This is a genomic window from Parerythrobacter aurantius (assembly GCF_045291475.1).
Classification (GTDB): domain Bacteria; phylum Pseudomonadota; class Alphaproteobacteria; order Sphingomonadales; family Sphingomonadaceae; genus Parerythrobacter; species Parerythrobacter aurantius.
This window is the reverse complement of the sequence record NZ_CP147985.1, coordinates 2,235,082-2,258,795: the sequence shown is the minus strand read 5'-3', so window position 1 is coordinate 2,258,795 and position 23,714 is coordinate 2,235,082. Positions and strand designations below refer to the sequence as shown.

Sequence of the window (23,714 nt, the reverse complement as noted above, 5' to 3'; positions counted from 1 at the left end):
ATTTATGTTCTACCCTTGCCGGGTGGAACAGACTCGCGAAAAGCCGGTTGCCGGGCGCGGCGCGCAGTCGGACAATGTACCGACCCGCTTCGGCCTTGCCACGCGCGAGGTCGACGGCGACTGGCGCGACCATATGCTGGCGCTCGACGGAACCCCGCCCAAGCTGCGGACCCAGGTGACCGAGGAACACCCGAAGTCGATCCTCAGCTTCAACCAGTCGCCCGACATCTTCTTCGACCGCTCGATCAATGCCTATCGCGGATGCGAGCACGGGTGTGTCTATTGTTTCGCCCGGCCGACCCACGCCTATCACGACCTGTCGCCGGGGCTCGATTTCGAGACAAAGCTGTTCGCAAAGCCCGATGCCGCCGAGCTGCTGCGCAAGACGCTGGCGAAGCCGAACTACAAGCCCAGGCCGATCGCCATGGGAACCAATACCGATCCCTACCAGCCGATCGAGAGCCGCTATCGTATTACGCGGGAAGTGCTTGAAGTGTGCCTCGACGCGCGCCATCCGGTGACGATCACCACCAAGTCGGACCGGGTGCTGGCCGATCTCGACCTGCTCGAGGAACTGGCGCGCCTGCGACTGGTGGCGGTGGCGATTTCGGTAACCTCGCTCGACCCCGTGCTGTCGGGCAAGCTCGAGCCGCGCGCGGCGGCCCCGGCCAAGCGGTTGGCAGCCTTGGGCAAGTTGGCCGAGGCGGGGGTGCCGGTGCATTGTTCGGTCGCGCCGATCATCCCGGCCATTACCGACGAATTCATGGAAGAAATCGTCCAGCGCGCCGCCGCGCTCGGTGTTGGCTCCGTCGGCTGGATCCCGCTGCGCCTGCCGCACGAAGTCGCCCCGCTGTTCCGCGAATGGCTACAGGTGCACTACCCCGACCGGGCCGGCAAGGTGATGAGCATCGTCCGCTCGATCCGCGGCGGCAAGGACAACGATCCGGATTTCTTCACCCGCCTTCGCCCGAGCGGCGTGTGGGCCGACCTCTTCCGCGCCCGCTTCGCCCTCGCCAGCAAACGCGCGGGGATTGGCAAGGCGAAGTTCGAACTCGATACGACGCGCTTCCGGAAGCCCGAGGTAGGAGGGCAGATGCGGTTGCTGTAAGAGACACAATCGTTCTGACAAATGGAAGAGCTATTCGTGGATGACGACGAGGATTTGGCGCGCCAACTGCAAGCAGCGATTGAAGGATCACGAGGTTATGCAAGCTATTGGGAATGGGCTCCCGACAGACAGCAGCAAGAACTAGGAGTAGCCGAAGCGCTAGCAAAATACCTTAGTTTCTCTGAAAATGCTGCGATTGAGTATTTGAGCCCAGTCGAGAGTGATCCACCTGACGCTGTAATGCGATTAGCGGACCAGCGCCTGATCGGAATAGAGGTGACTGAACTCGTCGATGCGAAAACCGCTGAAGGAGCGCGATACGCCAAATCGAATGGAGGTGGCCATGTTCCGTGGGCGTCTTGGGACTCTACCCGGCTCGCGAACGACCTAAAAAAGCGGATTATGGACAAAGATGCCAAACTTGCAGCTTGTCGAGATCAATATGATGAGATGATGTTAGCCATCGCGACCGACGAGCCTTTGATTACCTTGGAAATTGCGTCCTCTGCGTTCATAAGTCTGCAGATCGAGGCAAAAAATATCGATCGGGCATTTCTACTGCTTAGCTATCACCCGGATTATAACATTCCAGAGTTTCCGGGCGGAATCCCGGTCTTAGAAATCGGCATCAGCTAATTCAGAACCCCTCGCCCGTGCTTCCGGGCTTGAACCGCACCAGACGGCTGTCGGCCAAGGCAGCCGTGCGGTTGACCACGGCGAGCTGGTAGTCGGAGTCCTTGATCATCTCGAAAAACGCGCCGCTGCCCGGATATTGCGCTACGAACCCGTCGTCCCAGCGGATATCTTCCGGACCAGTCACCATCGTCTGGAAGGCACCGCGCCAGACGATGCTGCCGCCGACACGGCGAAAAATCGGGCCGCTGGTCCTGCCGTATTCCTCGTAGGCGCGGCGGCCGCTCCAGCCGTTTCCGTGATGCTCGTGCCCCTCGGGGTATTCCGCCAGTTCGCGATAGCGCAGCAGGTTGAGCATGTGGATCGGCTCGTCGCGCGGCAGTGCCTTGAAGGCGGCGAAATTGGCCGGGCTCGGGTCGATATAGGTCTCGTCCATGGCTTCCCCTCCCCTGTTCGTCATTCTTGCCCGGCCGGTGCCAGTCCGTGCGTGGCCCAGACCTTGTGCCTGCCGTCGCGCATGATGAGAACCGTCTGGTAGCGATCCTTGCGGCCCCCTGCCTCCATGCCGGGGGAGCCCAGCGGCATCCCGGGAACGGCAAGCCCCACCGCATCGGGCCGCTCCGCCAGCAGGCGCCGGATATCCTCGGCCGGGACATGGCCTTCGATGACATAGCCTTCGACCATGGTGGTGTGGCACGAGCGGAGATTGGCCGGCACGCCCGCTGCCGCCGCAACCGGGCTGGTATCCTCCACTTCGCGAACCTTCATGGTGAAGCCGGCCTGCTGCATTCGTTCGATCCATGCCGTGCAGCACCCGCACCAAGGTGTCTTGGCCACTTCAAGTACGCTTGCTGAGACGGCCTGAGCACAGGCCATCAGGGCGATGGGGGCAAACACGCTGGCGAGGCGGGGAGAAAACATCATGTCTGTGCGTCCGGATTGAAGTGTTCGTAGCGTTCGCCTTCGATGAGGCTGCGTTGCATATACACCGTATCGAGCCTGCGCCCGAATTTGAAGCCGACATTGCGCATCCGGCCCGCATGGACGAAGCCGAGCTTGGCATGCAGCGCCACCGAGGCCGGTTCACCGCCACCGATCACCGCGATCATCTGTTCAAATCCGGCCGTCCGTGCATCATGGATGAGCTGCCCGAGCAGTAGCGATCCCACGCCGCTGCCACGTGCCGCGTCGGCTACGTAGATGCTGTTCTCGCAGGTCCGCGCATAGGCCGCGCGTGGACGGAACTGGGTCGCATAGGCATAGGCCAGCACGTCGCCCTCACGCTCTGCGACGATGAAGGGCCAGCCGTGTCCGGCAATGTCCGCAATCTTGGTCGCCCAATCGGCCTCGCTCGGCCCTTCGCTGTCGAAAGACGCGGTGCCGTGGGCGACGTGGTAATCGTAGATGGCACAGACGACCCGCGCATCATCGGGACGCGCGGGTCGGATGTGCAGCTCAGCCAAGCGTGTAATCCGCAAACCGGTCCCGCAGGTCCTTCTTGCTGATCTTGCCGGTGGCGGTGTGCGGAATGTCGTCGACGAACTCGACCGCATCGGGCAGCCACCACTTGGCGATCAGCGGCTTGAGATGGTCGATAATGTCATCGGCACTGCAATCCGTGCCCTGCTTCTTGACCACGAACAACACGGGGCGCTCGTCCCACTTAGGGTGCGGCATGCCGACACAGGCGGCCTCGGCCACGGCCGGGTGGCCGACGGCGGCGTTTTCCAGCTCGACGGAGCTGATCCATTCGCCGCCGGACTTGATCACGTCTTTGGTCCGGTCGGTCAGTTGCAGCGTGCCATCGGGATGGATGACGCCGACATCGCCGGTGTCGAACCAGCCTTCGTTGTTGGTCGCGTCCTGTTCGGCCTTGAAATAGCGCTTCAGCACCCACGGTCCGCGAATCTGCAGCGCACCCGAAGTCTCGCCGTCGCGGGGAAGTTCGGTCATCATGTCGTCGAGGCTGACGGTGCGCAGTTCCACCCCGAAGATCGGGCGGCCCTGCTTCATCGTCTTGGCGACCTTTTCCTCGAAGCTGAGGCTGTCCCAGTCGGCAGTCGGCCCGCCGACGGTGCCGATGGGCGAAGTTTCAGTCATGCCCCAAGCGTGCTGGACACGGGTGCCGTTCTTCATCAGCCGCTCGATCATGAACTTGGGCGCAGCCGAGCCGCCGATGGTCGCGGCCTTCAGTGGCGGCAGGTCGATGCCCTGCGCGTCGCAATACTGGAAATGCGCCAGCCACACCGTCGGCACGCCGGCGCTGTCCGTCACGCCTTCGCGCATCATCAGTTCGTGAAGCACCGCCGGATCGTTGACCGCGCTGAAGACGAACTTGATGCCCGCCATGCCGCCCGAATAGGGCAGGCCCCAACTCGCGGCATGGAACATCGGCACGACCGGCAGCATCACGCTGGAGGGGGCGAAGTTGAACGCCGTCGTCTGCAGGCCCGCCATGGCGTGGAGCAGGGTCGAGCGGTGTTCGTACTGCACGCCCTTCGGGTTGCCCGTGGTGCCGCTGGTGTAGCAGATCATGCAGGGGTCGCGCTCGTCGCCCCTGACCCATTCGAAGTCGCCGTCCTGCGCTCCGATCCAGTCTTCGAAATGCGGTGCGTGCCCACCCGAATCGAAGCAGATGTAGTGCTCGACCGTGGTCCAGCGCTCCTTCATCCGATCGACGATCGGCTGGAACGCCGCATCGTAGATCATCACCCGGTCTTCGGCGTGATTGACGATGTATTCGAGCTGGTCGTCAAACAGGCGCGGATTGACCGTGTGCAGCACCCCGCCCATCCCGGCGACGCCGTACCAGCTGACCAGATGGCGCGAGTGGTTCATCGCCATGCTGGCGACCTTGTCGCCCTTTTTCAGGCCAAGTGCGAGCAAAGCCTGCGCCATCTTCAGCGCATCGGTGCGGATGCCCGCCCAATCGGTGCGGGTTTCACTGCCGTCGGCCCAGCGGCTGACGATCTCGCGAGTCCCCGCCTCGCGCGCCGCGTGATCGATCACATTGGTGACGCGCATGGTCCAGTCTTGCATGGCTCCGAGCATGCTCTCTCCTCTCGAAATTGTGTTTGAGCGGAGAATGTGAGGGAATTCGGTGCCTCGCAAGCCCGAATCGTGCGTGTCAGGCCGCCCGGCTGAAACGGCGTCCCTGCGGACCGGTTTTCGGGATCAGGTTGACGTTGCCGATGCCCTCGATCGACTGCAACTGTTCGGCGAGCTTTCCGTCGAGCCGGAAATCATGGCCCAACCGCATCAGGCAATGCTCGCCCTCACCCAGGTTGAGCCGCACCTGCACTTCGCCGTGCCCCACCTCGCCGGGCTGGAGCGCGAGTTCGAGCTCGCCCAGCGCCAGCTGGCTTTCGACATCGAGCGTCAGCAGCATCCGCTGGCTCCCCGCTACGGCGTCGAGCGGTTTCGCGCCCCGCACGGTTATCCGCGGCGGTTCGTCGGCGGACGGCGAGTCGAGTTCGACGGTCAGCAGAACGCAGGTGCCGGCCTCGGCCCATTTGCGGAAATTCTCGACCAGCGAATCCTCGAAACAGGCGGCGCTGAACTGGCCCGAGCTGTCGGAGAAGTCGGCGCGCACAAACTGCGCCCCTCGCCGAGTGGTCCCGATGTTCACCTTCTCAACCATCGCCGCCATTATCGCCTTGCCGCGCCCGCCGGCGGGCGCACCGCTCTCCATCACCGAGGCGTAGGACCGCGCGCCATTGGCGCTGGCAACGTCGCGATAGCTTTCGACCGGATGGGCGGAGAAATAGAAGCCGAAATTCTCGCGCTCCTTGGCCATGCGGGTGGCGCGGTCCCAATCGTCCGCTTCCTTCAGGCGCAGCGTATCGCCCGTGCCGAGCTCGTCCGCCCCGAACAGTGCCTCCTGCCCGCTGGTCCGCTCGCGCAGGGCCGCATCGGCGGTGGCGAGCAGCAGATCGACATTGGCAGCCAGAAGCCCGCGGTTCGGCTCGAGACTGTCGAGTGCGCCTGCTGCGATCAGCGCCTCGAGCTGGCGCGAATTCATTGCCCCTTGCGGCAAGCGTTCGAACAGGTCGGCGAGGCTGGCGAAGGGGCCTGCCGCTTCGCGTTCGGACACGATCGCCGCCATCGCCTTCTCGCCGACATTGCGAATGCCGGCGAGCGCGTAGCGCACGGCATAGCCATCTTCGGTCCGTTCGACGGTGAACTCGGCTTCCGAGTAATTGATATCCGGCGGCGCGACGACGACACCACCCTCAATCAGCGGATAGCGACGCGCGTCATCGACGAAAACGCTCAGTTTTTCCGACTGGTGCATGTCGAAGCACATCGACGCGGCGTAGAATTCTTCCGGATAATGCGCCTTCAGCCATGCGGTCTGATAGGCGAGCAGCGCATAGGCGGCGGCGTGCGACTTGTTGAAGCCATAGCCGGCGAACTTGTCGATCAAGTCGAACAGCTCGCTCGCTTTCACAGCGTCGATGCCGGACACGGTGCCGCAGCCTTCGACGAACCGGGCGCGCTGCTGGTCCATCTCGGCCTGGTTCTTTTTGCCCATGGCGCGGCGCAGCAGGTCCGCATCGCCGAGCGAATAGCCGGCGAGGATCTGCGCCGCCTGCATCACCTGTTCCTGGTAGACGAAGATGCCGTAGGTTTCGGCGAGGATCTCCTCCAGCTTGGGGTGCGGATAGACGATCGGTTCGACACCGGCCTTGCGCTTGCCGAACAGCGGGATGTTGTCCATCGGGCCCGGCCGATAGAGCGAGACAAGCGCGATGATGTCTTCGAACTTGGTCGGCTTCACCGCTGTCAGCGTGCGGCGCATGCCTTCCGATTCCAGCTGGAACACGCCCACGGTGTTGCCCGACTTGAGCAGTTCGTAGACCGCCGGATCGTCCCAGGCGAGCGCTCCTAGATCGACCTGGATACCACGCCTGGCCAGCAGGTCGACGGCTTTCTGCAGCACGGACAGGGTCTTCAGGCCGAGGAAGTCGAATTTCACCAGGCCCGAGCTTTCGACGTATTTCATGTCGAACTGGGTCACCGGCATGTCGGACCGGGGATCGCGGTAGAGCGGGACCAGCTCGCTCAGCGGCCGGTCCCCGATCACCACACCCGCAGCATGGGTCGAGCTGTTGCGCGGCAACCCTTCGAGTTGCATCGCGAGGTCGATCAGCGCCCTGGTATCGTTGTCGTTGTCGTACTCCGCCTTGAACTCGGAAGACCCGTTGAGCGCGCGCGGCAGGGTCCAGGGATCTGTCGGGTGGTTGGGCACCATCTTGCAGAGCCGGTCGGTGCGGTTGTAGCCATAGTCGGCGATGCGGCCCACATCGCGCAGCACCGCACGGGCCTTGAGCTTGCCGAAGGTAATGATCTGCGCGACCTTGTCATGGCCATAGCGCTGCTGGACGTAGCGGATCACTTCGCCGCGCCGAGTTTCGCAGAAGTCGATGTCGAAGTCCGGCATGGACACGCGTTCGGGGTTGAGGAAGCGTTCGAACAGCAGCCCCAGCCGGATCGGATCGAGATCGGTGATGGTCAGCGCCCAGGCGACGAGCGATCCTGCACCCGAACCGCGCCCCGGCCCCACCGGAATCCCGTTGTCCTTGGCCCACTGGATAAAGTCGGCCACGATCAGGAAGTAGCCGGGAAAACCCATCCGGTTGATGATGCCGATTTCGTAGTCGAGCCGCTGGAAATATGCCTCGCGATCAGCTTCAGCCAGGTCCTCGCAGGGCTCCAGCCGCTTCGCCAGGCCCGCCGTCGCCTGTTCGCGCAGCATCCGCTCCTCGCCTTCGAGGTCGCCCGCGAGGCTAGGCAGGATGGGCTTGCGATAGGGCGGCGCATAGGCGCAGCGCTGGGCGATGACGAGCGTATTGGCGGTCGCCTCGGGGATGTCGGAGAATATCTCCCCCATCATCCGCGCCGACTTGACCCACGCCTCGCGGTCAGTGCGTGGCCGCTGGTCCTCGTCAAGCTTGTAGCCACCGGCGATGCACAGCATCGCGTCATGCGCCTTGTGGAAATGCGGCTCGGCGAAATTGGCCGGATTGGTCGCCACCAGAGGCAGGTCGCGCGCATAGGCGAGCTCGATCAGCGCCTCTTCCGCATCGGCCTCGACCTGGTTGCCGCGCCGCGCCAGCTCGACGTAAAGTCGGCCCGGGAAAAGAGCCTCAAGCCGCTCGGCATAGCGCACGGCGTGATCGTGCTGTCCATCGGCAAGCAGCCGCGTGAGCCCGCCTTCGCTCGCGCCGGTCAGCGCAATCAGGCCATCGGTATGCCCGGCGAAATCCTCGAGCTGCACATGCGGTGGAAGCTCGACCGGACGATCGAGGTGCGCCTTGCTGACCAGATGGCACAGGTTGAGGTACCCGGCCTCATCCTGCGCAAACAGCGGCAGGCTGTCGATCTGGTCCGAAGCGGGCCGGGCCACGCCCACCAGCGCGCCGATGATCGGCTGGATGCCCTCATCCTTGCAGGCCCCGGCGAAGGCGACCGAGCCATAAAGCCCGTTGCGATCGCAGATAGCGATGGCGGGAAAGCCGCGCTCCTTCGCCAGCTTTGCCAGTGCCTTGGGGTCGATCGCCCCTTCGAGCATCGAATAGCTCGACAGCACGCGCAGCGGGACGAAGGGAGCGAAAGCCATGCCCGCACTATGGGTATCGCGGGCGGATTCGCAATTGCGGCTTGGGGATAAGAAAGGGGAAAGGCGTTACAGCAAGCCTTCCTCGGCCTTTGCCGCCGCGATCTTCTTGCGGGTGTCGCGAATGGTCGACCACGCGCCGTAGACCACCAGAACTCCGAGGAAGATCCACACCCAGATCGGAATATTACGCCCCGCCACGGCGAGGTAGAGATAGGCCGAGACGAAGCAGAGCCCGGCGCACAGGGTCGGCACCACAGTCGAGCGCCCAGCCCGGGCCCGACGCACCAGCCACGCAATCGAGGCGAGGAAGAACGGTATCGCCCCGACATAAATCGCACCGAAGACGTAGGGGTTCACGCCATATTCGGCGCCGAGCGACAGGAACCACTGATTGAGATCGGCTAGCATGGCTGGGTTTTCGGTCCTTGCCGCGAAGGGGTTACAGCAGCTTCTCGATGTGCTTTTCGAGGCTGGCGGGCGAATCCTGCGGAGCGAAACGCTTCACCACATTGCCTTCGCGGTCGATCAGGAATTTGGTGAAGTTCCACTTGATCCCGGTCGAACCCATCAGCCCCTTGGCCTCTCCCTTCATCCAGTCAAACACAGGCGAAGCGTCAGGGCCGTTGACGTCGACCTTTTCCATCAGCGGGAATGTCACGCCGAAATTGATCTTGCAGAATTGCTCGATTTCTTCGGCATTGCCCGGTTCCTGACCGCCGAACTGGTTGCAAGGGAAGCCCAGCACCTCGAAGCCGCGGTCCCTGAACTTTTGGTATAGTGCCTCCAGCCCGTCGTACTGCGGCGTGAAACCGCATTTGCTGGCGGTGTTGACCACCAGCAGGACCTTGCCCTTCTTTTCCGACAGGTCGAGCGGTTCGCCGCGATTGGTGTTGACGGTGAAGTCGGCAATGGTGGTCATGGCGGTGCGTCCTTGCGATGGGCGAGGAGACCCTCTTTCACGAATGTCCCTGATAGTCGAGCCTCTCGCGGACCCCCGGGGCCGATTATCGCCGGTCGGCAATCAGGGCGGCGATCTCGCCGGCTGAATAGCTGCGATCCCCGGCCTTGCTGATAACGTACTCCCGGCGTTTTTCCTCGGGCATTGCCATCAGGTCATTGGCCAGTTCGCCAAACGTGCCGCGACGCAGCGGGGTCGCCCCGGCCAGCAGTCCCGAATCGTCACCTGCCCGGTGAAGTGAGGCGCGGTCATCCCAATCGATGCTATCGGAGGTTGCCGGCGCGTCGCCGAAGGCTGTTGGATGGTCGGACATAATGCTCTCCTTTTCCCGCTCAACGCGCGGTGGGAGAGATGGGTCCGGCTATTGCAGCACGCCGTCATGCAAGCGGACGATCCGGTCCATCTTGGCCGCCAATCGCTCGTTATGGGTCGCGATCAGGGCGGCGCTGCCCTCACCCCTCACCAGTTTGAGGAAGGCATCGAGCACGCGGTCCGCGGTTTGCTCGTCAAGGTTTCCGGTCGGCTCGTCCGCCAGCACCAGGTCGGGCTTGTTCGCGAGCCCGCGGGCCACGGCGACGCGCTGCTGTTCCCCGCCGGAAAGCTGGCTCGGTCGATGGTCGAGCCGCTCGCCGAGGCCGAGCGTGGTCAGCAATTCCTGCGCCCTCGCCTCCGCATCCTCGCGGCTCTTGCCCGCGATCATCTGCGGCAGCACGACGTTTTCCAGCGCATTGAAGTCGGGCAGGAGATGATGGAACTGGTACACGAAACCGATGTGGTCGCGCCGCAGCGCCGTTCGGGCACCCGAGTCGGACTTTTCCGCAGCAGTGCCGGCAATGATGATCTCGCCGCCGAAGCCGCCTTCGAGCAGGCCGACCGCCTGCAGCATGGTCGACTTGCCCGACCCCGACGGGCCGAGCAAAGCGACGATCTCGCCGGGCTGCACCGCCAGGTTAACGCCGCGAAGCACGTCGATCCGCACGCCCCCCTGTTCGAAACTGCGGGTGACGCCGCGCAATTCGACGACCGGTTGCATCGACTGCCTATTCATAACGCAGCACCTGTACCGGATCGGTCCCGGAAGCCTTGGCCGCCGGATACAGCGTCGCCAGGAAACTGAGCACCAAGGCAAGGACGACGATGCCGACGATCTCCACCGGATCGGCGCGCGCCGGCAGGGTCGAAAGGAACCGTACCTGCGGGTTCCACAGGTCCTGGCCGGTGACGAACGAGATGAAGCGCACGATCGGCTCGCGGAAATAGAGAATGATCGACCCCAGGATGAGCCCGGCGATGGTACCGAGTGCGCCGACAGTGAAGCCTGTGGTGACGAAGATCTTCATCAGCGACTTGCGCGTCGCTCCCATGGTTCGCATAATCGCGATGTCACGGGTCTTGGCGCGGACCAGCATCACCAGGCTGGACAGGATGTTGAAAGCCGCCACCAGCACCATGAAGCTCAGCGCGAAGAACATGGCGACGCGTTCGACTTCCAGCGCTTCGAAGATGGCGCTGTTGATCTGTTGCCAGGTGCGCACATCCGCGCGGCCGGAAAGCTGCCTCGCGACCGGCAGCATGATTTCCTCGACATTGTCGGGATCGTCGGTCTTCACCTCGATCATGCCGATGGTGTCGCCCGTCAGCAGCAGCGTCTGCGCGTCGGGGATCGGCATCACGACGAAAGCCTGGTCGTAATCGTACAGACCGACCTCGAAGATCGCCGCGACCTCGTAACCGATCTGGCGGGGGACAGTGCCGAAAGGCGTGCTGCGGCCGGCCGGATTGATGATGGTGATGGTATCGCCCACCCGAACGCCGATGTTCTCGGCCAGCCGGGCGCCGATAGCCACTACACCGGCATCTGGTTGCAGGCGGCGAAGGTCGCCCTGCACGACCTTGTCACCAAGCTTCGCAATGTCTTCCTGGGTATTGCCGCGCACGAATATCGCCTCGACCCGGCCATTGAAGGTGGCAAGCAGCGGCTGTTCGATCAGCGGGCTGGCCTCGGTCACTCCGGGCGTCCGCTCGACGACCTCAAGCGCGTCGCGCCAGTCCTCGCCGTAGATCTGCACGATCGCGTGCCCGTTGACGCCGACGATCTTGTCGAACAGCTCGGCGCGAAAGCCGTTCATGACGCTCATCACGACAACCAGCAAGGCTACCGAGAGCATGACCACACCGACGCTGATTCCAGCGACGAGCGCGATGAACGCCTCGCCCCTGCCGGGCAGGAGGTAGCGCTTGGCAATGGTCCATTCGAAGGGGCTAAGGAGCAAGAGGGTTTCCGGGTCGATTGACTGTGCCAGCCTCCTAGAGTCGCCAGGGCGGCTGCGCAATGGATTTGGCACGGTTGCACCTGTCTCATGGATGAGCGTCAATCGCGCTCTTGTAATCGGCCGGTAACATCGCCATTGGAGGCGCGCGGCGGGGAGGCAGCAGGCGCCACTCTATGATCACGACCCATCCCTTCTACGACGAAAACGGCGACAAGCTGCGCGAAGAATGCGGCGTTTTCGGCGTTATCGGCACTTCCGAAGCCGCGGCGATGACCGCGCTGGGCCTGCACGCGCTGCAGCATCGCGGGCAGGAGGCCTGCGGCATAGTGAGCTGGGACGGGGCCGAATTCTTCGCCCGCCGCGGCCTCGGCCACGTGGCGCAAGTGTTCTCCGAACGCACGCTGATCGACGAACTGCCGGGGCGCATGGCATCGGGCCATGTGCGCTATTCCACCACCGGCGGAGCGGGATTGCGCAATGTCCAGCCGCTGTTTGCCGACCTGGCCCGGGGCGGCTTCTCGGTCGCGCACAACGGCAACATCTCCAACGCCATGCACCTGCGCCAGGAACTGGTCGAAAAGGGCGCCATCTTCCAGTCGTCTTCGGACACGGAAGTCATCATCCACCTGATCGCTACCAGTCGCTACCCCACCCTTCTCGACAGGTTTGTCGACGCGTTGCGGCTGGTCGAAGGTGCCTATTCGCTGATCTGCATGACGCCCAAGCGCATGATCGCCTGCCGCGATCCGCTGGGTATCCGGCCGCTGGTGATGGGCCGTATCGGCGACGCCGTCGTTTTCGCCAGCGAGACCGTTGCCCTCGATGTGGTCGGCGCGACCTTCGAACGCGAGATCGAGCCCGGCGAAATCGTCGAAGTCCGGCAGGACGGGCGTATTTCGAGCTACCATCCCTTCGGCAAGACGGACGCGCGGCCCTGCATCTTCGAACACGTCTATTTCAGCCGCCCCGATTCGATCTTCGACGGGCGCAGCATCTACGAGGCGCGCAAGGCCATCGGGCGCGAACTGGCGCTGGAAAGCCCGTGCGAAGCCGATCTGGTGGTCCCCGTGCCCGACAGCGGCGTTCCTGCCGCCATCGGCTATGCCCAGCAGTCGGGCATTCCCTTCGAACTGGGGATCATCCGGTCGCATTACGTCGGCCGGACCTTCATCCAGCCGAGCGATGGCGCCCGCCATGCCGGGGTCAAGCGCAAGCACAATGCCAACCGCGCCATGGTTGAAGGCAAGCGGATCGTCCTCATCGACGACAGCATCGTGCGTGGAACCACTTCGCTGCAGATCGTCGAGATGATGCGCGACGCCGGTGCGCGCGAAGTCCACTTCCGCGTCGCCAGCCCGCCGACCGCGCACAGCTGTTTCTATGGCGTCGATACGCCGGAGCGCAGCAAGCTGCTCGCCGCACGCATGGAGCTTGAACCCATGCGCGATTTCATCAAGGCCGACAGCCTGGCCTTCGTGTCGATCGACGGGCTGTATCGCGCCGTTGGCGAGAAACCGCGCAACGCCAAGTGCCCCAAATTCTGCGACGCCTGCTTCACCGGCGAGTATCCCACCTCGCTGACCGACCTAGCACAGCGCAGGGATACCGCAGATCAATTGCCATTCCCTGTCAACAAAGTCGCCTGAATGTCTGAAACCAAACCATTTTTGGGCAGACTTGCCCTGGTCACTGGCGCGTCCAAGGGGATTGGTGCCGCAACAGCCAAGGCGCTTGCCGCGGCCGGCGCCCATGTCGTCCTGACGGCGCGCGACGTGCGCGGCCTCGAGGACGTCGAGGATGCCATCCATGCGGCTGGCGGCACATCCACTATCGCGCCGGTGGACCTGACGGAGTCCGATGGTGTGGCCCGCCTCGCGACAGCGCTGAGAAGTCGCTGGGACGCGCTCGATTTCCTCGTTATTTCCGCAGCTTACCTGCCGACCCTGACACCGGTTACGCAGATTGAGCCCAAGCAGTTCAACCAGGCGCTGACGACCAATGTTCTTGCCACCCAGGCCCTGCTCGCCAATTTCGATTCCATGCTCAAGCGGGCCGAAGCGGGCAAGGTGATCGGCCTGACCAGCAGCGTCGGCGCAACGCCGCGGGCCTATTGGTCGGCCTATGGCGCCAGCAAGGCGGCGTTCGAGAACCTGCTCGAAAGCTATGCGCGCGAGGTCGAGAAGATCGGCAATGTCCGGGTGGCGGTCATCGATCCCGGCGCAACCCGCACAGCGATGCGAGCCAAGGCCTATCCGGGCGAGGATCCCGGTTCGGTCAAACCGCCCGAAGACGTGGCGGCAGCGCTTGTCGCGCTGCTCGAACAGGGGTTCGAGACCGGCCACCGCGCCCGGCTTGGTTAATTTGCCTTAACTTTCGTTTATTACCTCCGGGTAAACAGTGAGGTGCATTCCGTATGGACCGCGCGCGCCGGGGCGTGCGGCAAGAACGAGAATGATCGCCATGTATGCCATCGAAGATCGTTACAGCCTCGCCGCGCAGGAAGATCGCTGCGCACCACGCACGAAGCTTTCGATACCCGCGCAGATGCGGGCTTCGGGCGGCCGCCGTTTCCAGACGGTGGTGCACGACCTCTCGATTTCGGGGTTCAGTGCCGCCGCCATCAACCGGATGCACGAAGGCCAGGTGGTGTGGCTGACCCTCCCCGGTCTCGAATCGCAGATGGCGCACGTCGTCTGGTGGGACAATTGCATCGTGGGATGCGCCTTTGCCGACCTGCTCAGCCCGATCGTGCATGACGACATCCTGACCCGATACACGGGCCGCGGCGGGATGTACTACCGTCCCCTCGCCTGAGCTGACGAGGCCCGCGCCGCGCGGGCTAGCTTCCCGCAGATGCGGCTGGCGAGGTCATGATGGGCGGACCGCGCTTGTCCACGGCTGCCTGTACGGCCCTGTAGAACTCCTCTCGCTGCGACCCGACCGCATCGCCTGTCGCGGTCGGCCAGTTGGAATTGGACGCGATCACCAGCTTGCGTGCCGGATCGATGAAGATTCCCTGGCCGAAAATGCCCTGTGCGGCAAAGGCACCGCTGTCGTAGGTCCACCACTGGTAGCCATAGCCCTTGCCCGGCGCCCCGATGTCCGCCTGCCTGACCGTGGCGGCGCCAAACCAGTCATCGGGCACCACCTGCTCGCCGCCCGCCATGCCTCCGCCCATCACGAACAGGCCAAACCGCGCCATGTCGCGCGTTGCCGCCTGGATGCAGCAACCGGCGATTTCATGCCCGGTCGACCCCAATAGCCATGTCGCATCCTGCTGCATGCCGAAGGGCTTCCAGATCTTCTCCGACAGATACTCCGACAACGTCTTGCCGGTGGCCTCGCTCACCAGCACTCCGATCAGGTTGGTCTCTCCGGTCTTGTAGACCCATTTCTCGCCGGCCGGTGCCTCGCGTGGCAGTTTGCGCATGTAGCTGACGGTAACATCCAGCCCTTCCTCGGCCTTATGCTCGTTGAACCGGGCGACATCGGAGTTGGGGTCGGTGTAATCCTCGTTCCATTTCACGCCCGAAGTCATGGTGAGCAATTGCTCCACCGACACATTGTCGTAGGCGGAGCCTTTCAGCCCGGCGATATACTTAGTCACCGGATCGTCGATGCTTTCGATCGCACCGTCCCGGATAGCCGCGCCGACCAGTGTCGAGGTGAGGCTTTTTGCGACCGAGAAACTGGTCCATTTGCCTTCCGGGGCGAAGCCGAGCCCGTATTCCTCAAGCACTACCTTGCCATCCAGCACGATCACCAGCGCCGACGTGCGTTGCGCCTTCATGTAGGCAGCAACATCCATGTCTATCTGCAATGGCAGGCCTGCCGGGAGCGGATAGGGTTTGTTGCCTGCCGCGATGGTGCGCGTTTCGGCGAGGATCGGCAGGGCATCCATGGCCCGGAAGGCGGCATCGCGTTGATCCACCGACCAGAACAGCACGTTGCGGTCCGTCGGCATGGCCGCAATCAGCGCGCGCTGATCCTTGTCCAGCGAGGCATAGCCCACTCCCGCCACGACACCGACTGTCGCCAAGCCACCCAGAACCCATTTCAGCATCACCAGCTCCTCCCCGCCTTGTGCTATTCCTTCACCAGCGTGACTTGGTGCACATCGATGCTGCCGCAGCGGAAGCCGCCCTCGCAATATTGCAGGTAGTACCGCCATAGCCGCTGAAAACGTTCGTCGAAGCCGGCCGGCAGTTCGCCCCTGTGCGCGGCCCTGTCGAATTCCTCGCGCCAGGCCTTCAGCGTTTCGGCATAGTCGACCCCGAAATCGAACTGGTCGCGCCATGCGAGGCCGCGTTCCTCGGCCAATCGCCGGAACTCCGATGTCCGGATGAGCAAGCCGCCGGGGAAGATATAGGCCTGAATGAAATCAGCGCTGGCGGCATAGGCATCGAACAACTCGTCGCGGATCGAGATATACTGGATCGCTGCCTTCCCGCCCGGCTTCAGATTGCGGGCGACGCAGTCCATGAATGTCGGCCAGTATTCGCGCCCGAGCGCTTCGACCATTTCGCAACTGGCAACGGCATCGTACTGGCCGCCCTGATCGACCCCGGTGTCGCGATAATCCTGCTTGAGGAACCGCACGCGCTCGCTTGCCTGCTTGCGCGCCCATGCGAGTTGCTGGTCCGAAAGGCTGATTGCATCGACCAGCGCCCCGCGTTCCGCAGCCGCTTCTGCCAGCGTGCCCCAGCCGCAACCGATTTCCAGCAGCCTCTGTCCTTCCCGTATGCCGGTGCGATCCAGCAAGGCGGCGATCTTGGCACGCTGCGCCGTGTCTAGCGGCATGGCCGGGTCGGGCCCGAACATCGCGCTCGAGTAGGTCATGGTCCTGCCGAGCCAGGCGGCGTAAAAATCGTTGCCGAGGTCGTAATGCGCCTGAATGTTGCGCTGCGAACCGGCCTTGGTGTTGCGGTTGAGCCAATGCGCATGCTTGAGGGCAAATCGCCAGAAACCCTTCGCGCGCCCGGCACTGCCGAGCGCCTGCGCGTTCTGGCCGAACACTGCAAACACCTTGACGAGATCGGGACTGTCCCATTCGCCCGCTTCCCAGGCCTGGTACCAGCCGACCGAGCCGTTGGTCGCCAGCCGCAAGAGTGCGCGCCAGCTCTTCAGATGAATCACGGCATCGAAGCCCGATTGCCGCCCGCCGAGCAGCCTGACGGAGCCATCCGGCAGATGACCGGTGATGGAACCTCGCACCAGCCCCCGGTCGATCTGGTCGAGCACCTTGGAAAAGCCGGGCGCGAGGCACCGTGCCAGCAGGCCCGGCGCACGTTCGAACCGCGCCGCGCCCTCCAGCAATCCTCTCCCGCGCGTGCCGCTTTCAGCATTCATCCCGCATGCTATGCCGCGCAGGGGGAGTGGCGGCAAGAGCGGGCCGTCCGACTATACCCGCGGCAAGGGCGATGGTATGTCGACGAGGGGAGGACGGGGTGATGCAGAATCCTGTTGTGCGAGGCGTTGCCGCAACTCTGGCCGGAATGCTGGTTGCGATGCTGGCTGTCGGCGTGGTCGAGATGGTCGGGCATGCGGTGTTTCCGCCGCCTGCCGGAATCGACGTCACCAATCCGGAAGACCAGGCGCGGCTGATGGCCGCCATCCCGCTGGGCGCCAAGATTTCGGTCATGCTGGCCTGGTTCGTCGGCGCTCTTGCCGGAAACGTTGTTGCGACCTGGATCGGCCGGAGTATCCGCCCGGGATGGGTCGTGACCGGCGTTCTGGTACTAGGGGGCCTCTACACCACACAGATGTTTCCGCACCCGTGGTGGATGGTAGCCGGTGCAATCATTCTGCCGATAGTCGGCAAGATTGCGGCTGACCGGTTGCTGGTATCGCGGCTCGGGGACTAGCCGGACTTGGCTGCCCGATAAGCCGCCAGCGCCCGCTCGCGGCCTTCCTTGTGGCCAACGATCATGTCGGGATAGCGCCCGCGCCGCCCTTGCGGCGGATCGTGGATTTCGCTGTCGGGCAGGTGCTTCAGTTCCGGCACATAGGTGCGGATATAGCCCGCTGCGTCGAACTTCTCGCTCTGCGTCAGCGGGGCCATGATGCGGACGAACATGTTGCTGTCGACCCCGCTGCCCGCCACCCACTGCCAGTTGGTGGCGTTGCTGGCGTAGTCGGCATCCACCAGCGTATCCCAGAACCACTTCTCGCCCACCCGCCAGTCGATCAGCAGGTGCTTGATGAGGAAGCTCGCGGCGATCATCCGGACACGGTTGTGCATCCAGCCCGTTTGCCACAGCTGCCGCATTCCGGCGTCGACGATGGGGTAGCCGGTGCGCCCCTGTTGCCATGCCTCGAGGTCGGCGGCGGCCTCGCCCGTGTGGTCGCGCCATGCGAGCTTGTCAAATTCGCCGCGATAGCTTTCGGTGGCATATGAAGGGAACTGGCAGATCACGTTCTGGGCAAAGTCGCGCCAGATCAGTTCCTTCTCGTAGGTCTTCCAGCCGGCCGAGCGCTTTTCCTTGAGCGCATGCCAGACCTGCACCGGAGAAATCTCGCCGAAATGGAGGTGCGGCGAAAGCTGGCTGGTCTCGTCGACCGAGGGGAAATTCCGGCCCTCGTCATAGCCAATGACGTGGTCCGCCCACCAGGCAAGGCGTTCGTGTGCCGCGTGCTCACCCACGGTCCAGAAATCGCGCATTCCGCTTGCCCAGTCGGGCCTGGTCGGAAGCAGGTTCCAATCCTCGAGGGCGTCGCTGGCGGGCCAGTTTCCGGGCGAGGAGAGCGTCTCCGGCTCCGGCAGCTGGTCGCGCGGCGGGAGCTGTTCGAGTGTCGCTTTCGAGAAGGGCGTGTAGATCTTGTAGGGCGTGCCTGACCCGGTCGTCACTGCACCGGGCGGGAGCAGGTAGTTGCCATCGTAGAGCTGCAGGTCGAGCCTGTCCTTCAGTTCGCTCTGGGCCTTGCGCCACCACGGCTCGAAGTGGCGGTTGGCGTGGACCGTTTCCGACCCGACCTCCTGCGCTACCTTGCACAGCTCCTCCACCGCATCGCCGCGCCGAAGGATGATACGGGCGTGGCGCTTGCCCAAGCTCTTGCTCAGGCTTTCCAGCGAATGGTGCAGCCACCAGCGCGACGCCCCGCCGTAAGCGTGGCCCTTGGCGCGATCGTCGTCGAGGACATAGACCGCCACCACCGGTCCCGCTTGCGCCGCGTGGTAGAGCGCCGGATTGTCCTCCATGCGCAGGTCGCGCCTCAGCCAGACGATTTGCGGTTTCGACATCGGATACCCCCTCGGTCATGGAACACCGCGCCGCGCGGCGGGTTCCAGCACGATGGACACTCTTGCCACCCCGACCGACCATATTGCCAGCGAGACCCTGGTCCTGCCCCGGCGGGGCTTCGGCATCGACCGGCGCAAGGCATTGGCGGTGGCGATGGCCTGCTGGGCCGGGTTCGCAATTTGGTGTGGCTGGTGCTGACCGACCGCGCAGGCTGGCTGGACGAGCCGGGCCTGCTCGCCGCGCGCACCGGCGAGGGGCGCGAATTTGCCGGGACGGCGCTGATGCTGGAGATCGTGCGCGATGTGACCGCGCTTGGGGGCGTGTTCCTGCGCAACCTGTTTGCCGTCGCTGCCGTGATCGCGCTCCTGTTCCTCAAGCTGCGGCGCGAGGCGGTGCTGCTGTTCCTGACGGTATCGCTGGGCTGGATCGTCAACACCGCGGTCAAGAGCCTGGTCGGGCGCGAGCGGCCGCAGATCGTGCCGCACCTGATGGAGGCCGGCGGCGAGAGCTTCCCGAGCGGCCACAGCTTCAATTCGGCCGTGGTCTATATTGCCATCGCGCTCGCCTTCGCCGCGCTCAGCCGCAGGCATTCGGTCCGCTACACGGTCATCCTCGCAGCCATGCTGGTGAGCGCCATGGTCGCCTGGAGCCGGGTGCTGCTGGGCGTGCATTTCCCCAGCGACGTGATCGCAGGCTGGCTCGGCGGCGCAGGCTGGGCGTTCCTTGCCGCCGCGCTGCTCTATGCCCCGGCCAAGGCGGCGGCGGACAGCACCGCCGACTAGCTTACCTGCCTTGCGGGCCGCATCGCACACCGGGCAGCGCGAGCGAGAACCGGTCGCCCACCCGTGGGTCGGTGAAACGTGCGTCTCGTAGAATCACGGATCCGTTGACCGCCCGCTCCAGATACGGTGTGCGCGACCAGAACAGGAAGGCCGTTGCTTCCGAATTGACCGCAGCAAGCCTGCCGAGATCGCAAAAATAGGAAAGCTCGGCATCGCCCAGTAATTGCGTCGCGACGCGTTCCGAGGTCGGACCGGCGTAGTTCGGGATCACGCGGTAGACCCCGTTCTCCAGCGGAATGATGAGCTCGCGCTTCCAGAACGCGAGCGGAACGGGACTGGCGATGGTCGACCCGGCAGCGTTGAGATCGGTCATGCGTTCATGAGTGTGGGTAATACCCGCGTTCACGCCGATGTAGGCGAGTGCCATTGCCATCGCCCAGCGCGCGGGCTTTTTCCACTCCCCGCCCCGCTTCTCCCGGCGAAGCGAGAACCACACCGCAAAGCCCATCAGTGCCCATAGCCACACGTCGATGATGAACAGCGTGTCGCCATAGAACCACTGGCTCGAGAACGGCTCCAGCAGGCGGATGCCGTAGACATTGAGCCAGTCCAGCGCAGGGTGGGTCAGGCAGCCGATGAAGCTGAGCAGGAACAGCCATTTGAAACTGACCGGCAGCCGCCCCTCCGGCCGCGTCCCGCGCCTGGCCTGCCAGCGGTCGAAGCCATAGAGCAGCCCCGCCAGCACCAAGGGCAGCAGCACCAGCGCGGGCGGGCCATGGGTGATCCCGCGGCGGAAGCCGAGATGCTCCAGCCCCTCCAGCCAGAAGAAACACGCCGCATCGACATCGGGCAGGTTCGCCCCGATGATCAGCGCCGGCATGGCCAGCCCCGTCTTTCGCTTGAGCCCCGCCTGCCCGATCAGCGCGCCGACAAGGCTATGGGTCAGGTTGTCCACGTGCGGCGCAACCTAGGCCGGATGCCCTTCCTCGTCGTTAACGGTCCAGCTCTGCCCCTTGCCCAGCAGCGCGGCGAGATTGGGTTCCTTGCCCTCGCTCATGCGCGCCTTTTCGTCCATGACTTCGCCTTCGAAGCTCGGACGCGGGTCGTCGTAGAGCACGCCGAGCGCCTTGGGGAACTCTGGGAACGGGATTTCGACGAGCATATGCGCAATCGAGCGGTTCTTGACGTTGTGGACGATCACGCCCGCCGCCTCCCAGTCTCCATCCACCACGTCGACAATCGCCAGTTGCAGCGTGTTGTGATCGAGCGTGATGCCCTTGGTGCCGTTGGCGAACAGCATCGGCTGCCCGTCCTCCAGCCATAGCTGGTGGTCCTCCGCCCCCTTGGGCGCGGCGAAGCCATCGAACACGTCCTTGTTGTATACGATGCAGTTCTGGAAAATCTCGACGAAAGCCGCACCCTTGTGGCGATAAGCGGCCTCGAGCACTTCGGGCAGCTTCTTCGACACGTCGAACCCGCGCGCCACGAAACGCGCACCTGCGCCGATGGCGAAGGCGCAGGCCTTGGCCGGGCGATCATAGCTGCCGGCCGGCGTCGTCGGCGAACGCGTGCCGAGGCGGCTGGTGGGCGAGGCCTGGCCCTTGGTCAGGCCGTAGATCTCGTTGTTGAACAGCAGGATCTGGCAGTTCAGGTTGCGCCGCAGGATGTGCATCGTGTGGTTGCCGCCGATGCTCATCCCGTCGCCGTCGCCGGTGACGACCCACACGTCGAGATCCGGATTGGCCAGCTTCACCCCCGTCGCCACCGCCGGCGCGCGGCCGTGGATGGTGTGGAAGCCGTAGCTCTCGACGTAATAGGGAAAACGGCTCGAACAGCCGATGCCGCTGATGAACACGGTGTTCTTGGGGTCCGCGCCCAGCGCCGGCAGCGTGCGCTGCACCGCTTTCAGGATCGCATAATCCCCGCACCCAGGGCACCAGCGGACTTCCTGGTCGGTTTCCCAGTCTTTGAGCGTGGTGGTGATCGTGGTCATCTCGTTCATTTCTCGACTCCCACCGGATTGGGCAGTTGCTGTTCGTTGGGCGGCAGTTCCGTCCCGCCTGCATTCCCCGGAATGCCGTCGAAATAGGTTGCGATGGCCGCTTCCAGCTCGGCGATCTGGAACGGCTGGCCGCTGGTCTTCGTCAACGGCTGGGCGTCGATCAGGTACTGGTCGCGCAACAGGGTCTTCAATTGGCCGGTGTTCATTTCGGGCACCAGAACCTTGTCATAGCTCTTGAGCAGCTCGCCGAGGTTGGCGGGGAGCGGCCAGATGTGGCGCAGGTGGATATGGCTGGCGTCCAGCCCCTTGCGCCGCGCGCGGTTCACCGCCTGGTGGATCGGGCCATAGGTCGAACCCCAGCCGACAACCGCCAGTTTGCCGCCCTTGGTCCCGACGCTGACCTGCTGGTCGCGCACGCAGATGCCTTCGATCTTAGCCTTGCGCGCGTCGGTCATCGCCTGGTGGTTGGCGGGCGAATAGTCGATGTGGCCGGTGTCGACCGCCTTCTCGATCCCGCCGATGCGGTGCATCAGGCCGGGGGTGCCGGGCTTGATCCACGGGCGGGCGCCCTTCTCGTCGCGCTTGTAGGGCAGCAGTTGCCCGTCGGGACCGTTGGCTTCCTCGAGGAATTGCGCGGGGAAGCGCTCGAACGCCTCGGGGTCGGGCACCTTCCACGGCTCGGCCGCATTGGCGATGTAGCCATCGGTCAGCAGCATGACCGGGGTCATGTACTGCACCGCGATGCGGCAGGCCTCGATCGCGCATTCAAAGCTGTCGGCAGGGCTGCGCGCGGCGATCACCGGCATCGGCGCATCGCCGTTGCGGCCATAGACCGCCTGGTAGAGGTCACTCTGCTCGGTCTTTGTCGGCAGGCCGGTGGACGGGCCGCCGCGCTGCGAATTGACAATCACCAGCGGCAGCTCGGTCATGATGCCGAGACCAATGGCCTCGGTCTTCAACGCGATGCCCGGGCCGGACGACGAGGTTACACCGAGCGAACCGGCATAGCTCGCCCCGATGGCGGCGCAGATCGCGGCGATCTCGTCTTCCGCCTGGAACGTGGTGACGTTGAATTCCTTCATCCGCACAAGGTGGTGCAGGATCGCCGAGGCCGGGGTGATCGGATAGCCGCCGAAGAACATCGGCAGGCGCAGCAGGCGCGCACCCGCGACGAGGCCTAGCGCAATGCCCTCCGCCCCCGTCAGCGTGCGATAGAGGCCCGGCGCGGTCGGCACGGGATCGACATGGACCTGCCGCAGCGGCCCGGCGAGTTCCGCCGTCTCGCCATAGGCATGGCCCGCATCGAGGGCGGCGATGTTGGCGTCGGCGAGTTCGGGCTTCGACTTGAACTTGGCCTTGAGCCAATCGTGGATCGGCGCGCGGTCGCGGTCGAACATCCACATGGCGAGGCCCAGCGTCCACATGTTCTTGCAGCGCAGCGCTTCCTTGTTGCCGAGGCCGAAGGGCTTCACCGCCTCCACCGTGCGCGCCGAAATGTCGAGCCGCAGCACGTCGTACTTGGCCAGCGTATCGTCATCGAGCGGGTTGCTCTCGTACTTGGCCTTTTCGAGGTTGCGCTTGCCGAATTCGCCCTCGTCGACGATCACCAGCCCGCCCGGCTTGAGCGACGGCAGGTTGGTCTTGAGCGCCGCCGGATTCATGGCGACGAGCACGTCGGGCGCATCGCCTGCGGTGTCGATGTCGGTCGCGCCGAAATTGATCTGGAAGGCCGAGACCCCGAACAGCGTGCCCTGCGGCGCGCGGATTTCCGCCGGGAAGTCGGGGAAGGTCGCGAAGTCGTTGCCCGAAAGCGCGCTCGACAGGGTAAACTGCCCGCCGGTCAGCTGCATCCCGTCACCGCTGTCGCCGGCGAACCGGACGACGACTGCTTCGGGGGTCTTGGAAGATTGGGGGCGATCCGCCGCCTGCGTGGCCATATGGATTCCTTTTCGGCGCTTTTTCCGGTTCGCCGCTGTCTCGTGAGGCTGGCGAACTAGGTGCGCCGATCAGGGGCCGCAATCAAGTTTTTCTGTGCCACTTACTACCGGGAAAGTGGACAGCGCCGGCCTGCGCGCTATCCCCTCTGGCAAGGGGA

Annotated in this window: 24 protein-coding genes; 8 read left to right on the top strand and 16 right to left on the bottom strand. The window is 64.2% G+C overall.

Annotated features, from left to right (window positions below; translation table 11 throughout):
- Positions 1-4: 4 nt before the first annotated feature.
- Positions 5-1,108: a PA0069 family radical SAM protein gene (locus WAB17_RS11275; protein ID WP_435417443.1), complete on the top strand. Its 1,104-nt coding sequence runs from the start codon at positions 5-7 to the stop codon at positions 1,106-1,108.
- A 36-nt stretch (positions 1,109-1,144) separates the two neighbouring features.
- Positions 1,145-1,744 (top strand): hypothetical protein, encoded by a 600-nt coding sequence (locus WAB17_RS11270; protein ID WP_435417442.1) that lies wholly within the window; start codon positions 1,145-1,147, stop codon positions 1,742-1,744.
- A gap of 1 nt (position 1,745) precedes the next feature.
- Here the strand turns inward: WAB17_RS11270 and WAB17_RS11265 are convergent, their stop codons facing one another.
- From WAB17_RS11265 to WAB17_RS11220, 10 genes are all read right to left on the bottom strand, one after another.
- Positions 1,746-2,177: a DUF1330 domain-containing protein gene (locus WAB17_RS11265; protein ID WP_435419376.1), complete on the bottom strand. Its 432-nt coding sequence runs from the start codon at positions 2,175-2,177 to the stop codon at positions 1,746-1,748.
- 20 nt (positions 2,178-2,197) lie between these two features.
- A complete protein-coding gene (locus WAB17_RS11260) occupies positions 2,198-2,665 on the bottom strand; it encodes a DUF411 domain-containing protein (RefSeq protein WP_435417441.1) in 468 nt (155 codons plus the stop codon).
- The gene (locus tag WAB17_RS11255) at positions 2,662-3,204 is read right to left on the bottom strand and encodes an N-acetyltransferase family protein (protein WP_435417440.1); all 543 of its coding nucleotides are present in this window, start codon (positions 3,202-3,204) and stop codon (positions 2,662-2,664) included. The genes WAB17_RS11260 and WAB17_RS11255 overlap by 4 nt, the downstream gene beginning before the upstream one ends.
- Positions 3,197-4,792, bottom strand: a complete 1,596-nt coding sequence (locus WAB17_RS11250; RefSeq protein ID WP_435417439.1) for a long-chain fatty acid--CoA ligase — start codon at positions 4,790-4,792, stop codon at positions 3,197-3,199. Before WAB17_RS11250 ends, WAB17_RS11255 begins: the two co-directional genes overlap by 8 nt.
- A gap of 76 nt (positions 4,793-4,868) precedes the next feature.
- Complete coding sequence (gene dnaE / locus WAB17_RS11245; RefSeq protein WP_435417438.1) at positions 4,869-8,363, bottom strand: DNA polymerase III subunit alpha; 3,495 nt, start codon at positions 8,361-8,363, stop codon at positions 4,869-4,871.
- A gap of 66 nt (positions 8,364-8,429) precedes the next feature.
- Complete coding sequence (locus WAB17_RS11240) at positions 8,430-8,771, bottom strand: hypothetical protein (protein ID WP_435417437.1); 342 nt, start codon at positions 8,769-8,771, stop codon at positions 8,430-8,432.
- A gap of 31 nt (positions 8,772-8,802) precedes the next feature.
- A complete protein-coding gene (locus tag WAB17_RS11235) occupies positions 8,803-9,282 on the bottom strand; it encodes a glutathione peroxidase (protein ID WP_435417436.1) in 480 nt (159 codons plus the stop codon).
- Between the two features lie 85 nt (positions 9,283-9,367).
- The gene (locus WAB17_RS11230) at positions 9,368-9,634 is read right to left on the bottom strand and encodes a hypothetical protein (RefSeq protein WP_435417435.1); all 267 of its coding nucleotides are present in this window, start codon (positions 9,632-9,634) and stop codon (positions 9,368-9,370) included.
- A 48-nt stretch (positions 9,635-9,682) separates the two neighbouring features.
- Positions 9,683-10,369: an ABC transporter ATP-binding protein gene (locus tag WAB17_RS11225; RefSeq protein ID WP_435417434.1), complete on the bottom strand. Its 687-nt coding sequence runs from the start codon at positions 10,367-10,369 to the stop codon at positions 9,683-9,685.
- Positions 10,362-11,594 (bottom strand): lipoprotein-releasing ABC transporter permease subunit, encoded by a 1,233-nt coding sequence (locus WAB17_RS11220; RefSeq protein ID WP_435417433.1) that lies wholly within the window; start codon positions 11,592-11,594, stop codon positions 10,362-10,364. The genes WAB17_RS11225 and WAB17_RS11220 overlap by 8 nt, the downstream gene beginning before the upstream one ends.
- Positions 11,595-11,767: 173 nt before the next feature.
- Between WAB17_RS11220 and purF the strand changes: the two genes are divergently transcribed.
- From purF to WAB17_RS11205, 3 genes are all read left to right on the top strand, one after another.
- Entirely contained in the window at positions 11,768-13,240 is a 1,473-nt protein-coding gene (gene purF / locus WAB17_RS11215; protein ID WP_435417432.1) for an amidophosphoribosyltransferase, read from the top strand.
- Complete coding sequence (locus tag WAB17_RS11210; protein ID WP_435417431.1) at positions 13,241-13,954, top strand: SDR family NAD(P)-dependent oxidoreductase; 714 nt, start codon at positions 13,241-13,243, stop codon at positions 13,952-13,954. It begins immediately after the preceding gene.
- 100 nt (positions 13,955-14,054) lie between these two features.
- Positions 14,055-14,408, top strand: coding sequence for a PilZ domain-containing protein (locus WAB17_RS11205; RefSeq protein ID WP_435419375.1), 354 nt, complete (start codon positions 14,055-14,057; stop codon positions 14,406-14,408).
- A gap of 25 nt (positions 14,409-14,433) precedes the next feature.
- Here the strand turns inward: WAB17_RS11205 and WAB17_RS11200 are convergent, their stop codons facing one another.
- Positions 14,434-15,657, bottom strand: a complete 1,224-nt coding sequence (locus tag WAB17_RS11200) for a serine hydrolase domain-containing protein (RefSeq protein WP_435417430.1) — start codon at positions 15,655-15,657, stop codon at positions 14,434-14,436.
- Positions 15,658-15,680: 23 nt separating this feature from the next.
- On the bottom strand, positions 15,681-16,943 hold the full coding sequence (locus tag WAB17_RS11195) for a class I SAM-dependent methyltransferase (protein WP_435417429.1): 1,263 nt from the start codon (positions 16,941-16,943) through the stop codon (positions 15,681-15,683).
- A 101-nt stretch (positions 16,944-17,044) separates the two neighbouring features.
- Between WAB17_RS11195 and WAB17_RS11190 the strand changes: the two genes are divergently transcribed.
- Positions 17,045-17,458, top strand: coding sequence for a hypothetical protein (locus tag WAB17_RS11190; RefSeq protein WP_435417428.1), 414 nt, complete (start codon positions 17,045-17,047; stop codon positions 17,456-17,458).
- On the opposite strand, the gene WAB17_RS11185 is transcribed toward WAB17_RS11190, so the two are convergent.
- The gene (locus WAB17_RS11185; RefSeq protein ID WP_435417427.1) at positions 17,455-18,834 is read right to left on the bottom strand and encodes a cryptochrome/photolyase family protein; all 1,380 of its coding nucleotides are present in this window, start codon (positions 18,832-18,834) and stop codon (positions 17,455-17,457) included. The genes WAB17_RS11190 and WAB17_RS11185 overlap by 4 nt on opposite strands.
- A gap of 52 nt (positions 18,835-18,886) precedes the next feature.
- On the opposite strand from WAB17_RS11185, the gene WAB17_RS11180 reads away from it, so the two are divergent.
- Positions 18,887-19,033 carry a hypothetical protein gene (locus WAB17_RS11180; RefSeq protein WP_435417426.1) on the top strand — a complete coding sequence of 49 codons (147 nt, stop codon included), beginning with the start codon at positions 18,887-18,889 and terminating at the stop codon, positions 19,031-19,033.
- Positions 19,027-19,617 carry a phosphatase PAP2 family protein gene (locus WAB17_RS11175; RefSeq protein WP_435417425.1) on the top strand — a complete coding sequence of 197 codons (591 nt, stop codon included), beginning with the start codon at positions 19,027-19,029 and terminating at the stop codon, positions 19,615-19,617. Before WAB17_RS11180 ends, WAB17_RS11175 begins: the two co-directional genes overlap by 7 nt.
- A gap of 1 nt (position 19,618) precedes the next feature.
- Here WAB17_RS11175 and WAB17_RS11170 read toward each other — a convergent pair whose 3' ends face one another.
- The 3 genes from WAB17_RS11170 to WAB17_RS11160 are packed head-to-tail and all read right to left on the bottom strand — an operon-like array spanning position 19,619 to position 23,556.
- Complete coding sequence (locus tag WAB17_RS11170; protein WP_435417424.1) at positions 19,619-20,572, bottom strand: metal-dependent hydrolase; 954 nt, start codon at positions 20,570-20,572, stop codon at positions 19,619-19,621.
- A 12-nt stretch (positions 20,573-20,584) separates the two neighbouring features.
- The gene (locus WAB17_RS11165; RefSeq protein ID WP_435417423.1) at positions 20,585-21,619 is read right to left on the bottom strand and encodes a 2-oxoacid:ferredoxin oxidoreductase subunit beta; all 1,035 of its coding nucleotides are present in this window, start codon (positions 21,617-21,619) and stop codon (positions 20,585-20,587) included.
- Positions 21,616-23,556 (bottom strand): 2-oxoacid:acceptor oxidoreductase subunit alpha, encoded by a 1,941-nt coding sequence (locus WAB17_RS11160; RefSeq protein ID WP_435417422.1) that lies wholly within the window; start codon positions 23,554-23,556, stop codon positions 21,616-21,618. The genes WAB17_RS11165 and WAB17_RS11160 overlap by 4 nt, the downstream gene beginning before the upstream one ends.
- Positions 23,557-23,714: the final 158 nt, after the last annotated feature.

Bases quoted from the DNA above. Each gene is read 5' to 3' on its own strand.
- WAB17_RS11275 (WP_435417443.1), top strand. From the start codon at position 5: ATGTTCTACCCTTGCCGGGTGGAACAGACTCGCGAAAAGCCGGTTGCC.
- WAB17_RS11240 (WP_435417437.1), bottom strand. From the start codon at position 8,771: ATGCTAGCCGATCTCAATCAGTGGTTCCTGTCGCTCGGCGCCGAATAT.
- WAB17_RS11210 (WP_435417431.1), top strand. From the start codon at position 13,241: ATGTCTGAAACCAAACCATTTTTGGGCAGACTTGCCCTGGTCACTGGC.
- purF (WP_435417432.1), top strand. From the start codon at position 11,768: ATGATCACGACCCATCCCTTCTACGACGAAAACGGCGACAAGCTGCGC.
- WAB17_RS11230 (WP_435417435.1), bottom strand. From the start codon at position 9,634: ATGTCCGACCATCCAACAGCCTTCGGCGACGCGCCGGCAACCTCCGAT.
- WAB17_RS11260 (WP_435417441.1), bottom strand. From the start codon at position 2,665: ATGATGTTTTCTCCCCGCCTCGCCAGCGTGTTTGCCCCCATCGCCCTG.
- WAB17_RS11195 (WP_435417429.1), bottom strand. From the start codon at position 16,943: ATGAATGCTGAAAGCGGCACGCGCGGGAGAGGATTGCTGGAGGGCGCG.
- WAB17_RS11265 (WP_435419376.1), bottom strand. From the start codon at position 2,177: ATGGACGAGACCTATATCGACCCGAGCCCGGCCAATTTCGCCGCCTTC.
- WAB17_RS11190 (WP_435417428.1), top strand. From the start codon at position 17,045: ATGCAGAATCCTGTTGTGCGAGGCGTTGCCGCAACTCTGGCCGGAATG.
- WAB17_RS11185 (WP_435417427.1), bottom strand. From the start codon at position 18,834: ATGTCGAAACCGCAAATCGTCTGGCTGAGGCGCGACCTGCGCATGGAG.
- WAB17_RS11200 (WP_435417430.1), bottom strand. From the start codon at position 15,657: ATGCTGAAATGGGTTCTGGGTGGCTTGGCGACAGTCGGTGTCGTGGCG.
- WAB17_RS11180 (WP_435417426.1), top strand. From the start codon at position 18,887: ATGGACACTCTTGCCACCCCGACCGACCATATTGCCAGCGAGACCCTG.
- WAB17_RS11250 (WP_435417439.1), bottom strand. From the start codon at position 4,792: ATGCTCGGAGCCATGCAAGACTGGACCATGCGCGTCACCAATGTGATC.
- WAB17_RS11225 (WP_435417434.1), bottom strand. From the start codon at position 10,369: ATGAATAGGCAGTCGATGCAACCGGTCGTCGAATTGCGCGGCGTCACC.
- dnaE (WP_435417438.1), bottom strand. From the start codon at position 8,363: ATGGCTTTCGCTCCCTTCGTCCCGCTGCGCGTGCTGTCGAGCTATTCG.
- WAB17_RS11165 (WP_435417423.1), bottom strand. From the start codon at position 21,619: ATGAACGAGATGACCACGATCACCACCACGCTCAAAGACTGGGAAACC.
- WAB17_RS11205 (WP_435419375.1), top strand. From the start codon at position 14,055: ATGTATGCCATCGAAGATCGTTACAGCCTCGCCGCGCAGGAAGATCGC.
- WAB17_RS11160 (WP_435417422.1), bottom strand. From the start codon at position 23,556: ATGGCCACGCAGGCGGCGGATCGCCCCCAATCTTCCAAGACCCCCGAA.
- WAB17_RS11235 (WP_435417436.1), bottom strand. From the start codon at position 9,282: ATGACCACCATTGCCGACTTCACCGTCAACACCAATCGCGGCGAACCG.